The organism is Kitasatospora sp. NPDC086009 (assembly GCF_044540385.1).
Taxonomy (GTDB): Bacteria; Actinomycetota; Actinomycetes; order Streptomycetales; family Streptomycetaceae; genus Kitasatospora.
Genome location: NZ_JBITSA010000008.1, coordinates 319,010 through 332,417 on the forward strand (window position 1 = coordinate 319,010; position 13,408 = coordinate 332,417).

Sequence of the window (13,408 nt, forward strand, 5' to 3'; positions counted from 1 at the left end):
CGCTCCCCGGAGAGAACAACCGGCAGTCACGGCGGCAGGCTTGGCGTCGCGGTGACTGCGCCTCCTTCTCTGCAGCCGGACCGGGCCGGTGCGGCAGGCTCGCTGGCGCCGCCACCGGTCACGTGAGGTGCGTGACGCGGCAGTTCACCCGAGGGAGGCCCGTCGTGGCCGAGGAAGACACCGACGACCGCACCTACCGCGTCGTCCTCAACGACGAGGAGCAGTACTCCGTCTGGCCCGCCGACCGGGATCTCCCGCTCGGCTGGTACGCGGAGGGGACCGAGGGCACCAGGGCCGACTGCCTGACCCACATCGGCACGGTCTGGACCGACATGCGGCCGCTCAGTCTGCGCCGCCAGATGGAGCGGGCGGCCGGCTAGCGGCCGGTCCGGCCCCGCGAGGTGTGTGACAGATGACCAGCCCCGACACGCGGGCTCCGGCGGACGAGCAGACCCGGCCGCCGGACCCGCCCGATCCACCCGCTCCGGCGGACGCGGCCGATCCACCCGGCCCGGCGGACGCGGCCGGGACGGAAGCCGTGGTCCCGCTGCACCGCAACCGCGACTTCCTGCTGCTGTGGGGCGGCTCGGCCGTCTCCCTGCTCGGCTCGACCGCGACCACCATCGCCTACCCGCTGCTGGTCCTCGCCCTCACCGGCTCGCCGTTCGACGCCGGGCTCGCCGGCTTCGTCGCGCTGCTGCCCGCCCTGCTGCTCCAGCTGCCGGCCGGCGCCCTGGTGGACCGCTGGCCGCGCCGGCGGCTGATGATCTGGTGCGACGCGCTGCGCGCGCTCGGCGCGGCGGTCATCGCCGGCGCGGCGGCGCTCGACCTGCTCAGCCTCCCGCTGGTGCTGGTGGTGGGGTTCACCGAGGGCGCGCTCACCGTCTTCCACGGCCTCGCCGCGCACGCGGCCGTCCCCAACGTCGTGGCACCGGGCCAGCTCTCGCTGGCGCTGTCCCGCAACGAGGCGCGCGGGCGGGGCGCCGTGATGCTCGGCACGCCGCTCGGCGGCATCCTGTTCGGGCTCGGCCGGGCCGTGCCGTTCGTCGCCGACGCGCTGACCTACCTGGTCTCGCTGACCGGCCTGCTGTTCATCCGCAAGGAGTTCGAGGCCGAGCGGTCCGCCGGCACCGGCACCATGCGCGAGCAGGTCCGGGAGGGCCTGGGGTGGCTCTGGAAGCACCCCTTCCTGCGCACCACCACCCTGCTGGTGGCCGGCAGCAACCTGATGTTCCGGGCGCTGTTCCTGGTCGCCATCGTGCTGGCCACCGACGTCGGCGCGTCCTCGGCCGGGGTCGGCCTGATGGTCGGGGTCGCCGGCGCCGGCGGGCTCGCCGGCTCGCTGGCCGCCCCCTGGTTCGCCCGCCGCCTGGGCCTCAGCGCCCTGGTGATCGCGGCGAACTGGGCCTGGGCCGTGCTGATGGTGGTGATCGCCGTCAGCCGCGACCCGTTCACGCTCGCCGCCGCCTACGCGGCGATGTGGTTCGTCGGGCCGCTGTGGAACGTGGCGCTCGGCAGCTACCAGCTGGGCATCACCCCCGACCGGCTGCGCGGCCGGGTGCTCGCGGCGATGAGCACGCTGTCCAACGGGGCCCTGCCGATCGGCTCGCTGCTCGGCGGCCTGCTGCTCGACTCGGCCGGCGCGCGGACCGCCGCGGTGGCCCTGGCGGGCTGGATGGTGCTGCTCGCCGTCGCCGCCTCGGTCGCCCGCACGGTGCGCACCGTGCCCGGCCCGGCGAACCCGTGACCCGGCGGCGCCACCCCCGCCGCCGTACCGCTCCGCCGGCGGCCGCCGCCCCGGCCGCTCCCCCGGTCCCCGCGCTCCCCCGCGGCCACACCCCCGGCCCCGGCGGCGACGGCCGGACCACCCCTCGATCCAGTGCTGACAGGAGGAACTAGCGTGTTCCGCACCATGCTCGGGCCGCGCCCCGATCCGACGGGGCGAGGCCATCATGCCGGCACCTGACGACCGGCCGGCCGGCGTCCTCGGCACGATCGGCGGCACCCCGCTGGTCGAACTCGCCAAACTCGCCCCGGGCCGACACTTCACCACCTACGCCAAGCTGGAGGCGTTCAACCCCGGCGGCAGCATGAAGGACCGCTCGGCGCTGGAGATGCTCCGCGAACGGATCCGCACCGGCGCGCTGGTGCCCGGCCGCTCCGTGGTCGTCGAATCCAGCTCCGGCAACCTCGGGATCGGACTCGCCCAGGTCTGCTCCTACTACGGGCTCCGGTTCATCTGCGTGGTGGACCCGCGCACCAACCGCCAGAACATCGCCATCATGCGGGCGCTCGGCGCCGAGGTGGAGGTGGTCCAGGAGACCGACCCGGTGACCGGCGAGTACCTGCCGGTCCGGATCCGCCGGATCAGCGAGCTGACCGCCCGCATCCCCGGCGCCTACTGGCCCAACCAGTACGCCAACCCGCTGAACCCCCAGGCGCACCGGCGGACGATGCGCGAGATCCTGGACGCCGTCCCCGGCGGGATCGACTACCTGTTCTGCGCGACGAGCTCCTGCGGCACCCTGCGCGGCTGCGCGGAGCAGGTCCGCGAACTGCGCCTGCCGGTGACCGTGGTCGCGGTGGACGCCAGGGGCAGCGCCATCTTCGGCGGCGTCCCGACCTCCCGGCTGATCCCGGGCCACGGCGCGGCCGTCCGGCCCGCGCTCTACCGCGACGGCCTCGCCGACGAGGTCGTCCACGTGACCGACCTCGAATGCGTGGTCGGCTGCCGCCGGCTCGCCGGCCGCGAGGCCATCCTGGCCGGCGGCTCGTCCGGCGCGCTGGTGGCGGCGATCGACCTGATGGCCGACCGCATCCCCGCCGGCTCGCGCTGCGCGGTCGTCCTGCCCGACCGCGGCGAGCGGTACCTCGACACGATCTACAACGACGAATGGGTCGCCCGCCACTTCGGCGACGTGTCCCACCTGTGGAAGGAGAAGGAGTACGCGATGAAGGTGGCACCATGCTGATCCTCGGAGCAGGGGAGGTCCGGCAGGTCCTCGACGGTGCCGAGAGCGAGGTCGTCGCGGCCGTCCGCCGCGCCTACGTCCTGCACGACCGGGGCCGCACGGCCCTGCCGCACTCGGTGTTCCTCCGCTTTCCCGACGACCCGCGCAACCGGATCATCGGGCTGCCCGCCTACCTCGGCGAGGACGTCCCGGTGGCGGGCATCAAGTGGATCTCCTCCTTCCCCGGCAACACCGCCGCCGGTCGGGAGCGCGCCTCCGCCGCGGTGATCCTCAACTCCATGGCCACCGGGCACCCGGAGGCCCTGCTGGAGGGCTCGCTGATCTCGGCCCGGCGGACGGCGGCCAGCGCCGCCCTCGCCGCGTCCGTCCTCACCTCGGAGACCCCCGAGACCGGAGCCACCCTGATCGGCTGCGGCGTGATCGGCTTCGAGATCCTGAACTACCTCCGGGCCGTCCTGCCGGACCTCGGCACCGTCACCGTGTTCGACCTCGACCGGTCCCGCGCGGAGGCCTTCGCCGCCCGCTGCGAGGCCCGCTGGCCCGGGCTCAAGACGGCCGTCGCCGAGACGGCCGAGGACGCGATGGCCGCCCACCGGCTGGTCTGCCTGGCCACCACCGCCGGGACCCCGCACCTGACCACCGAGGCCTGCCGGCCGGGCACCCTGGTGCTGCACGTGTCCCTGCGCGACCTGACCGCCGAGAGCATCCTGGGCGCGGTCAACGTGGTCGACGACGCCGACCACGTCTGCCGGGAGCGGACGTCCCTGCACCTGGCCGAGGAGCTGGTCGGCAACCGGGACTTCATCTCCACCTCGCTCGGCGCCGTGCTCCGCGCCGACGAGCCCTACCGGCGCACCGAGGACGGCGTCACCGTCTTCTCGCCGTTCGGGCTCGGCGCGCTCGACCTCGCCCTGGCGGGCCTGGTCCACCGGCAGGCACGCGAGCGCGGGCTGGGCACCCGGGTGGCGGGATTCCTGCCGGAGGGCGCCGGAGCCGCCGCCGGGTGACGCCACCGGCGCCGCCGGGGCCCCGGGACCGCCGCTCGGCCGGCGGCGGCCCGGGGCCCGGGGGCGGGCGGGGCCCGGCGGTGGGGCGGGGCCCGGGGGCGGGCGGGGCCCGGCGGTGGGGTGGGGCCCGGGGGCGGGCGGGGCCCGGCGGTGGGGCGGGGCCCGGGGGCGGGGCGCGCCGCGGGACACCCGGGGGTGTGCCCACCGGCCGGAAACCGGGTCGTCGCAGGTCAGAGCCGTGGGCCGGTACGATGATCCCTCACCTATCGGGGGGTCAGATGAGCCAGCCGGACGTTCCGGCCCTGGGACCGCTGCTGCGCGCGCACCGCCACGCCGCCGGGCTGACCCTGGAGGAACTGGCGGAGGGTTCGGGCGTCAGCGCCCGCGCCATCGGCGACATGGAGCGCGGCCACAGCCGCGGCCCCCAGGCCCGCACCGTCCAGGCCCTCGCCACCGCCCTGGGGCTCGCCCCGGCCGCCACCGGGACGCTGCTGGGCGCGGCCCGCGCCGGCCGGCGACGGCACCCGGCCGCCGAGGCCACCGGGCTCTGCGACCTGCCGCCCGCGGTACCCGACTTCACCGGCCGCGAGACCGAGACCGACTGGCTCGCCCGGACCGCCGGCGCCCCGGCCGGTCCACCGGTCTCGATCGTCTCCGGCGCGCCCGGACTGGGCAAGACCGCACTCGTCGTGCACGCCGGGGCGCGGCTGGCCGACCGGTTCGCCGACGGCTGCTTCTTCGTCGACCTGCGCGGCCTGGACGCCGAACCGGTCACCCCGCACGACGCCCTGGGCCGCCTGCTGCGGGCGCTGGGCGTCCGCGAACGCGACCTGCCGGGCGAGACCGACGAGCGCCGCGGGCTCTACCGCCGGCTGATGCGGGAGCGGGAGGCCCTCGTCGTCCTGGACAACGCCGCCCGCGAGGCCCAGGTCCGCGCGCTGCTGCCCGGCCCGGGCGCGGGCCGGCTCTGGGTGACCAGCCGCCGCACGCTCGCCGGGATCGAACACGCCCGGCGGCTCGTCCTGGCGCCGCTGCCCGTCGGCGCCGCCACCGCGCTGCTCGGCGCGATCCTCGCCCAGCGCGAGGACGAGCCGGCGGGCGGGTCCGCCCCGGCGGCGCTGGCGCGGATCGCGGAGCTGTGCGGGCACCTCCCGCTGGCGCTGCGCATCGCCGGGAACCGGCTGCTCAGCCGGCCCGCCTGGAGCGCGGACGGCCTCGCCGAACGGCTCGGGGACGAGGACCTCCGGCTGCGCCGCCTGACCGCCGGGGACCTGCGCATCCGCTCGGCGTTCCGACTCTCCTACGAGCAGCTGGCCGAGCCGGTGCGGCGCCTCTTCCGCCGGCTCGCGCTCGTCCCGGGGGCGGACTTCGACACCGGCGCCGGCGCCGCCCTCACCGGTCTGCGGCCGGACGCGGTCGAGGAGATGCTCGACGAACTCCTCGACCTCGGCCTGCTCGGGCACACCGCCGGCGACCGGCTGCTCTTCCACGACCTGCTGCGGCTGTACGCGCGCGAGCGGCTCCACGAGGAGGAGACCCCGCAGGACGTCGCCGCCGCCGAGGCGGCGCTGTACCGCTGGCTGCTCGACGCCGCGGCGGAGGCCGGGCAGTGGTTCCAGCCCGGACCGCCGCCGGCCGGCCGCGCGGCGGCACCCGTCGGCTTCGGCTCGGCGCGGGCCGCGCAGGCCTGGCTGGAGGCCGAGAGCGCCAACTGGCTGGCCGCCCTGCGCGCCGCGGCCGCGGCCGGCCGGCACACCGACGTCGTCCGGACCGCGGAGTCCATGCACTGGTTCTCCGACCGCTGGACCAACTGGGGCCACTGGCCCACCGTCTTCGGACTGTCCCGCACGGCGGCGCACGCCCTGGGCGACGACGTCCTCGCGGCCACCCACGCCAACTACCTGGCCTGGGCGGTGCACTACTGCTCGCACCAGCCCCGCGAATCGTCCGCCATCGCGGAACAGGCGGCCGAACTCGCCCGCCGCGGCGGGGACGTCACCCAGGAGGCGTGGGCGCACTTCTACGCGGCGGCGGCCGCCAACCGGCTGGGCGAGCCCGCCGACGCCGTCCCCCGGGCCCGGCGGTCGGCCGAACTCTTCGCGACGGCGGGCGACCGCGAGGGCCGCCCCCAGGCCCTGCTGGCCCTGGCCTCGGCCCAGGCCGGCACCGGCGGCCACGCGGACGCGGTGGCCACCACCGACACCATCCTCGCCCTGCTCGCCGACCCGGCCACCGCACCCGCCGCGCACATCGGCGACTTCACCCGGACCAACGCCCTGTCCCAGCAGGGCGGCGCCCTACTCGCCCTCGGCCGCGCCCAGGAGGCCGAGCGCACCTACGCCGAAGCCCGCACCGTGGGCGCCCGCGTCGCCGTCCCCCTCCTCCAGGCCATCGCCGCCCTCGGCCAGGCCCAGGCCCTGGCCACCCTCGGCCACCACGACCGCGCCCTCACCGCCGCCCGCGAAGCCAGAACCTTCGCCGAATCCGCCGCCGACCCCACCCGCCTCACCGAAGCCACCCAACTGGAAGCCACCCTGACGGCGCTGAAGGAGTGACCCTGGCGCGGCGGGCCTGGCACGCGCCCCCGCTCGGAAACGAGTCAGCTTCACCCCTACGCGCCCGGGTCTCGTGTCGTCCGCAGGCAGGAGGCCCGGACCGTGTCCCGGTCCGGGCCTCCGCCATGCCTTGGTCGCCGCGTTTCCGGCCGCACTCCGATGCACTTCAGCACAGCAGGTGCGTCACGCGCCGGTACTCCCACAGCAGTGCTTGAACTTGCGCCCGGTGCGCATCATGCAGGGGCAGGGCGCGTTCCTGCGCGGGCGGGCCACAGCCAACGGCACAATGCCGCCGATGGCCTGACCGGAGTCCATCGCCCGTAGCAGGTATGACATGTCATCGGCAGCCATCCCTTGGAGGTTCCGGCCCATCACGATGATCAATGCCCCCTCACGGGCGGCCCGGTACCAGTGCGGGAAGAAGTTGAGTGGCATGCCCTGCAGCAACACGCCCGAAGGTCCGGTGACAGAAAGCCGGTTGTCTTCCAGCCGAGCGCGCACATCGCTGTTGTCAACCGGGGGGATGGTTCTGAGGTCCAGCACGTCGCCGTCCTCATAGCCTTCGAGAAGACTCTGGAGATCGGTGAACCCGGCAGCGAGGTGACTGTCCAGGACCAGATCCCGCATGGGGCCACCGTCTACGGAGCCCCATCCGCCATAGCAGTCGGCAATGATGCCTGGGCTGTCGCCACCGAACAGGATGCACTCGACCTCGGATGTGATCCTGGGTGACTTGGGGGCCTTCCCCCTGAGCTCGATCACCTGGGAGCCGACGCAATGTGAGTGGGCGAGGCGCACCATCACGTGATCCATCGCCGGATGACGCAGCAACAGAAGCTCGGCGGCCCCAGTCTCGTCGATCGCCAGCCCACACCCTTCGCATGTCTGACGGGAGTTGGCGAGCCGGTCGAGCATTCGTGTGATGTCCAGGTCGGCCAACCCTCGCCGGACAGGCGAGGCGATATTGATGCACCTCCCGTCGGGAGCGACCACCGACTGCGACAACTCGTGGTGGGCCGGCGAAGGCAGGTCCTGGCCTTCGGACTGCGAGCGAGTCCGGATGGATTCCAGCACTCGGCGATCCAGCAGCTTCTGCGTACCGAGCAGGTCGTTGAGTGTGGGCGCAGTAGCGTCCGATTCTCCATAGGTGTGAAGACGGGCGAGTACAAGGAGTGCTTCTCCGGCTCCTGACCAGTCTCCGATGCGCTGGTGGGCGCCGAAGGCCTCGCGTGCGTGGCTCCGGGCCGTGTCCACCTGGCCAAGCGCAGTGTGGGAGCGGGCCAGGTTCATCAAGCAGGGCGCCAGCAACGTGGCGTCGTCGAGCTCCTCGATCAAGGCTCGAGCCCGGCTGAACCGTTCGAGAGCCAAGGCATGTTCACCCGAACCGGCGTAGTGCACACCGACATTGACGTGGATCGCCACCTCTACGGAGCGCATTCCCAACTGCCGTGTCAACGGCAACAGACGATTGAGATCGGCTACCGCCGCCTGCGGGTCCTCCCCGAACAGGAGACACGTGGCGGCTTGCGTCCTCGCAGTGAGCAGGGTATGGAGATCCCGTTGGGATTCAGCGAGCTCCCCGGCCTTTCGGTACTCATTGAGTGCCTCGGGCCATTTCTTGTTGCGAGCGTGAACGTTCGCGAGCGCCATTCTGGTGCGCAGAACAGACTCGGCGTCGCCGGCGCGGTCGCAGGCGTCGAGCGCCCTGGTGATCATGGTCGTGGCTTCCGCGTGGAGGCCGCGGCGCGAGTAGAGGACGGCGAGCGCGCGGTCCGCTTGGGCCTTGGTGAGCGGCAGGGCATCGTCGGAGGTGATGGAGGCGACCTCCTCCAGCATACGGGCGCCTTCCTGCCACTGCCCCGAGACCAGGAGCGCCTCCCCCAAGGCAGTCCTCGCCTGCGCCCTGGCCTGCTTGTGCTCTGTGCCCTCCAACAAGCCGAGGGCCTCGGTCAGCAGTGTCACTGCTCGGCCGATTCGGCCTGTGTGCCATACGAACTCGGCATTCTTCTGCAGTGTCTGCGCCGCTACAACGGGATTGCAGGTGTGGCGAGCCATGTCACGGGCTTGCGCGAAGAGGGCCTCCGCTTCCTCCAGATGCCCAGCGCTCCCGTTGTAGGACGCCAGGTAGGCCATCGCCTGGGACGCGTGATCGTAGGCGCCGATGTCTGCTGCCAAGCTCGCGCATTCACCCAGGTACGCGGCCGCCGTGTCGGTCTCTGCCCGCTCTGCAGCCTGACTGCCCAGACGGTACAGCGCCCGTACCTGGCCTTGGACGTCCCCGGTGTCCCGGTAGATCGTCAGCGCCGCCTCGAGTGGCTCGACGGGAGCGGATTCCGGGCGATCCTCCGGAGGTGTCTCGGCGAGTGCCATCAGGGCCCTTGCTTCCCAGACCCGGCTTCCCACCACGCGAGCGCGCTCGATCTCCTGAGCGGCCTGCTGCGCCGCCTCGGCCGTACGGCCACCGGAACGGAGCAGCGCACCGAGGGCACCCCGATTCCACAGGTCCGCAGCGGTACCCGTCTTCATGAGGTTGCGACTGTTGCGCAGGTAGTGCTCGGCCTGGCGCACCCGACCGATGACGCGGTAGGCATGACCCAGGTTGCCAAGGGCCTGAGCCAGAAGCTGGTGGGACTCGGTGGTGCGCCAGAACGGCAGTCCGTGGCGCAGATAGGGGATGGCATCGCGGGCGCGGCCGAGATTGATGAGCATGGAACCCATAGCCAACTCTGCGAGGTGCATCAAGTGCGGGTCACCGCCGTCATGGGCAGTCCGGGCTGCCTGGTGGTACAGGTCGGCGGCACGCTGACTGTCGCCATGACGGGCGGAGGTCATCGCGAGGTTGTGCAGGGCAGCGCCTGCCCACTCAGGGTTGTCGGACCGGCTGCCGGCTTCGAGGACACACTGGTAGACACGTTCGAGGTCTCCCCAGTGGCTGCCATGCCACAGCGCGGCAGTGTGGTTGGCAGCGAGTGCAACGAGCGGCCCCCACATACCGTGATCCCGCGCAAGTTCGACCAGAGCGACTGCGCCCGGCCGGTCCGCGCCCAGTTGTTGCAAAGCCGTCACGTTGCCCGGTGCCGGAAGGGAGGCCTCCCTGTCGATGAAGCCGATCGATTCGGTGGCCGACTGCGCGCGGGCAGCCATCATCAGACAAGCGCACCGGATAGCGGCCTCACGGGACTCCGTTGTGGCCGACGCGGACTTGAGGCGTGCGAACCGATGCAGGATCTCGTGGAAGACGTAACGGTCTTCGTCGACCTGCTCAATGAGACTCAGCTCGAATAGCTCATCGAGTAGTTCGACCGCGGCTTCGACTCGGATGTCGGCGAGCTGCTCCACGGAGCCACCGACCGCAGCGGCGACGTCGACCGTGATGGTCATGTGCGGGAGGATCCCGAGCACCGTGAGGAGGTGCGCCTGCTCCGGGTCCAGCTCGGCGAAGCTCCGTTCGATCACGGGCTCGATCGCGGTCCGGCCTGCTTGCAGGGCACGCAATCCGCGGTCAGGGCTCGCGATTTCCCGGAGGAAGCGGTCCGCGTCGGTCTTCGGACGCCTTGCGAGATGGGCAGCCGCGATATGCAACGCGAGAGGATGCCCACCACAGGCTTGGACGAGATTCGCCACCTGTGCGTCGGTCAGCCGCGACGGCCCAGCAACGGCCTTGACCAACACCTCTCCGTGCTCGGTCGGCAGAGGACCGAGTTCGACGTAGTGAACCAGCCCGGCGAGGCCACTCAGCTTGGTCCTGCTTGTGCACACGAGCGCGAAGGGACCGTCCATCCGCAGCACCTCCAACAGCGCCTCATCCGAGACGATGTCGTCAACCAACAGGAGAACTCTGCGGTCGGCCAATGCTGTGCGCAGGAGTGCGCGACGCTGGCCGCGCCCCTCAGGGAGCGGGTCGCCAACCGGCCGAAGAGCCCGAAGGAGCATCGACACCAAGTCGATCTCGTATCCGTCCCGGGCCGCGAGGACCAGATCGAGGTGGTACTGGCCGTCCGGGTAGTGGCTCTCCGCCAGATGGGCCAGCCTAAGAGCCAGACAGCTCTTGCCGATACCGGGACCGCCGATGACAAGCACCGAGCGGCCGCGATGGGGATCGGGTGCTTGGAGAACTGCCAAGGCATCCGCAAGCATCTCCTCACGACCGATCAGCGGCCGGAGTTCTCGCGGAAGGCCGTGGCCGGCCGGCGGCTCGGACGACATTCGGGATGAGTCCGGCTCTTGAAGCAAGTGAGCGGGGATCACCCGGTCCCCGCTCTCGAAGACATGAATGTCGCGGCCTGCCTGGTAGACCCTTCCCTGGTCGCGGGCATAAGCCTTGGTGATCCTTTGACCCTCGCTATCGGCCACGCCAACGCCTCCTCAGCGGTCCGGCTCGGGCATCGTTCTACGCACCTCGACTTCAGCATCGGAAGCGATCTCCGGACCCTGAAGTCGGTGCCATCGACTACCTTCGGACTGATTGTGGCTCAGTTGTCCTCGAAGGCAGAGCCACTGCGGGCCCGGAGCGGAGGCACAGTGCTGCAGGAACTGATTCTGGCGGGCGGGACGACGGTGGTGGGGGCCATGGCAACCGATTCCTGGGCAGCCGCCCGAGACGGCGTGGCGCGGCTCTTCCGGCACCGCGGCGAGGAGCGGCAGTCAGCGATCGAGGCGCAGTTGGACAGCAACGCGGCCTTGGTCACCCGCGCTGGGAACATCGAGCGGGCGAGGCAGGGTCTGGTCCCGCTGTGGGTGCTGGAGCTGGAGTCACTGGTGGACGAGTACCCCGAGGCCGTCACCGAGCTCCGCGTCCTGATCAGCGAGATCGAGTCGGCGCGGCCGGCCTCGCAGGAAGCCTGGGTACAGACCAACATCGCACGGGACAACGGGCGAGTGTTCGCGGCTATGGGCGGCAATGTCGTCGTGCACGAGGCACCGATCGAGTTGGAGAGGGGCCACGGCGGCGAGGAGACGCGTTGAGCGGCGCGGCCGGCGGGACGATCCGAACGTCCGCCAGACCCCTCCGAGTGGAGCACAGAGCCGCCGCAGGCCACCAGGCGACTTGACGACCGTTGGACGGCGAGCCCGTAACCCGTGCCCATCAGCGACTCTCCGCCGAGCAACCGGCCCAGCTTGAGATCGAGGGCAAGCCCATCAAGGTCGGCACGCGCTGAACGATGGAGAGGCACTGGGTAACTCTGGCAACGACGCCGCGGTCAGGTGTCGGCCAGGCCCTGTTGGATGGCCAGTACCGCGAGGCGGACGCGGTTCGGGCTGCCGGTCTTGGTCATCAGGTTCGACACGTGGGTCTTCACCGTCGTGACGCCGATGTGCATCAGGTCGGCGATGTCGTTGTGGGAGAGTCCTGCGGCGACCAGGCGGAGGACTTCCTGTTCCCGGTCGGTGAAGTGGGCTGCCCCGTGCCGTCGTTCGCCCTGGTCCTGCCAGGCCGACGAGGCCCTGGCCACCACCCGGCGCAGCACGCTGGGGGTGTACGGGCTGTCGCCGGCGGCCGCGCGGCGGACGGCGTCCAGGACCGTGACCGGTGAGACGTCCTTGGCCAGGAAGCCGCAGGCACCGGCGGTGAGCGCCGGGTAGAGCCGGTCGTCGTCGTCGAAGGTGGTCAGCACCACCAGCCGGGTCACGGGCCTGCCCCGGAGGATCCGGCCGGTGGCGGCGATGCCGTCCATGCCGGGCATGTGCAGGTCCATCAGGACGACGTACGGCCGCTGCTGTTCGGCGAGGCGCAGCGCCTCCGCGCCGTTGGCCGCCTCGCCGGCCACGGTGAGGTCCGGGGTGGATTCCCAGAGCATCCGCACACCGGCCCGGACCAGTTGCTGGTCGTCGACGATCAGGACGCTGATCACGGTCGGCTCCCGGCCGGCGCGTACGTCGCGGCGGCGGCGGGCAGCCGGGCGGTCAGCCGCCAGCCGTCGGGGGTCCGGCCGGCGTCGAGGGAACCGCCGACCAGGGCCACCCGCTCGCGCATCCCGAGCAGTCCGTAGCCGGTGCCGTCCGGGCCGGGCGTAGCGGCTCCGGGCGCCGCGCCCGGCCGGGGCAGGTCGTTCTCCAGGTCCAGCAGCAAGGTCTGCTCCTCCATCCCCACCCGGAGCCGCACTCGCGCACCGGGGCCGGCGTGCCTGGTCACATTGGCCAGGTCCTCCTGGACCAGCCGGAGCACGGTCAGGCTGCGGATCGCGTCCAGTTCGGCGATCGCCGGTCCGACCGCGGCCTCGACGGTCAGGCCGGCCTGCCGGTCGCGTTCGACCACGGCCTGCACCGTGGCGGGCAGGTTGGTGCTCGGCGAGCAGCGGCGCGAGGTGGTCGCCGACGGGATCGCGCAACGCCGTCAGCAGCCGTCGCAGGTCGGCGAGCGCGGTGGTGGCGCCGGCGTGCGGCACGGTGCTGATCGTGGCCATCACCTTCGGTCTGGCGATGGACTACGAGGTCTTCCTGCTCTCCCGGATCAAGGAGTCGTACGACCGCGGCGCGGATCCAGCCGAGTCGATCGCGCTCGGCCTCCAGCGGACCGGCCGGATCATCACCAGCGCCGCGCTGCTGCTGGTGGTCGTGGTCTGCGGGTTCCTGACCTCCTCCGTCGCGTTGCCGCAGATGATCGGGGTCGGCCTGGTCATCGCCGTCCTGGTGGACGCGACGCTGGTCCGGGCGGTGCTCGTACCGGCGAGCATGAAGCTGCTGGGCCACTGGGCCTGGTGGGCGCCACGACCGCTGCGGAACCTCCGGCGTCGCCTCGGCGTCGCCCGCCGGGAAGGGGCGTGGGGCGGGGGGGCGCCCCCCCCCCCCCCCCGGGGGCCCCCCCCACCCCCCCCCCCCCCGGCGCGGTGTTACCCAACGGCCCCCCGTCGACCCGGGGCAAAACCCGGGGGGC

10 protein-coding genes are annotated in these 13,408 nt (G+C 72.4%); 7 read left to right on the forward strand and 3 right to left on the reverse strand.

Translation table 11 applies throughout. The features are described from left to right. Positions 1-164 precede the first annotated feature (164 nt). The 5 genes from ACIF6L_RS21705 to ACIF6L_RS21725 all read left to right on the forward strand — a co-directional run bounded on the left by ACIF6L_RS21705 (position 165) and on the right by ACIF6L_RS21725 (position 6,534). Positions 165-380 (forward strand): MbtH family NRPS accessory protein, encoded by a 216-nt coding sequence (locus ACIF6L_RS21705; RefSeq protein WP_329486323.1) that lies wholly within the window; start codon positions 165-167, stop codon positions 378-380. Positions 381-412: 32 nt separating this feature from the next. After that, positions 413-1,747, forward strand: a complete 1,335-nt coding sequence (locus ACIF6L_RS21710) for an MFS transporter (RefSeq protein WP_329486326.1) — start codon at positions 413-415, stop codon at positions 1,745-1,747. Between the two features lie 205 nt (positions 1,748-1,952). After that, the gene (sbnA, locus tag ACIF6L_RS21715; RefSeq protein ID WP_329486327.1) at positions 1,953-2,972 is read left to right on the forward strand and encodes a 2,3-diaminopropionate biosynthesis protein SbnA; all 1,020 of its coding nucleotides are present in this window, start codon (positions 1,953-1,955) and stop codon (positions 2,970-2,972) included. After that, positions 2,966-3,979 carry a 2,3-diaminopropionate biosynthesis protein SbnB gene (sbnB, locus tag ACIF6L_RS21720; protein ID WP_329486328.1) on the forward strand — a complete coding sequence of 338 codons (1,014 nt, stop codon included), beginning with the start codon at positions 2,966-2,968 and terminating at the stop codon, positions 3,977-3,979. The genes sbnA and sbnB overlap by 7 nt, the downstream gene beginning before the upstream one ends. A 278-nt stretch (positions 3,980-4,257) precedes the next feature. Next, complete coding sequence (locus tag ACIF6L_RS21725; RefSeq protein WP_396486574.1) at positions 4,258-6,534, forward strand: ATP-binding protein; 2,277 nt, start codon at positions 4,258-4,260, stop codon at positions 6,532-6,534. A 183-nt stretch (positions 6,535-6,717) separates the two neighbouring features. Here ACIF6L_RS21725 and ACIF6L_RS21730 read toward each other — a convergent pair whose 3' ends face one another. Continuing rightward, on the reverse strand, positions 6,718-10,887 hold the full coding sequence (locus tag ACIF6L_RS21730) for a tetratricopeptide repeat protein (RefSeq protein ID WP_396486575.1): 4,170 nt from the start codon (positions 10,885-10,887) through the stop codon (positions 6,718-6,720). Between the two features lie 168 nt (positions 10,888-11,055). Between ACIF6L_RS21730 and ACIF6L_RS21735 the strand changes: the two genes are divergently transcribed. Continuing rightward, entirely contained in the window at positions 11,056-11,499 is a 444-nt protein-coding gene (locus ACIF6L_RS21735) for a hypothetical protein (protein ID WP_396486576.1), read from the forward strand. A gap of 236 nt (positions 11,500-11,735) precedes the next feature. On the opposite strand, the gene ACIF6L_RS21740 is transcribed toward ACIF6L_RS21735, so the two are convergent. Further along, positions 11,736-12,386 (reverse strand): response regulator, encoded by a 651-nt coding sequence (locus ACIF6L_RS21740; RefSeq protein ID WP_396486577.1) that lies wholly within the window; start codon positions 12,384-12,386, stop codon positions 11,736-11,738. Continuing rightward, positions 12,383-12,790, reverse strand: a complete 408-nt coding sequence (locus ACIF6L_RS21745) for a sensor histidine kinase (protein ID WP_396486578.1) — start codon at positions 12,788-12,790, stop codon at positions 12,383-12,385. The genes ACIF6L_RS21740 and ACIF6L_RS21745 overlap by 4 nt, the downstream gene beginning before the upstream one ends. A 164-nt stretch (positions 12,791-12,954) precedes the next feature. Between ACIF6L_RS21745 and ACIF6L_RS21750 the strand changes: the two genes are divergently transcribed. Beyond that, positions 12,955-13,408 (forward strand): MMPL family transporter (locus ACIF6L_RS21750; protein ID WP_396492563.1); only part of this gene is annotated, 454 nt, incomplete at its 3' end.

Coding starts and splice junctions, on each gene's coding strand:
- ACIF6L_RS21710 (WP_329486326.1), top strand. CDS start 413: ATGACCAGCCCCGACACGCGGGCTCCGGCGGACGAGCAGACCCGGCCG.
- sbnA (WP_329486327.1), top strand. CDS start 1,953: ATGCCGGCACCTGACGACCGGCCGGCCGGCGTCCTCGGCACGATCGGC.
- sbnB (WP_329486328.1), top strand. CDS start 2,966: ATGCTGATCCTCGGAGCAGGGGAGGTCCGGCAGGTCCTCGACGGTGCC.
- ACIF6L_RS21725 (WP_396486574.1), top strand. CDS start 4,258: ATGAGCCAGCCGGACGTTCCGGCCCTGGGACCGCTGCTGCGCGCGCAC.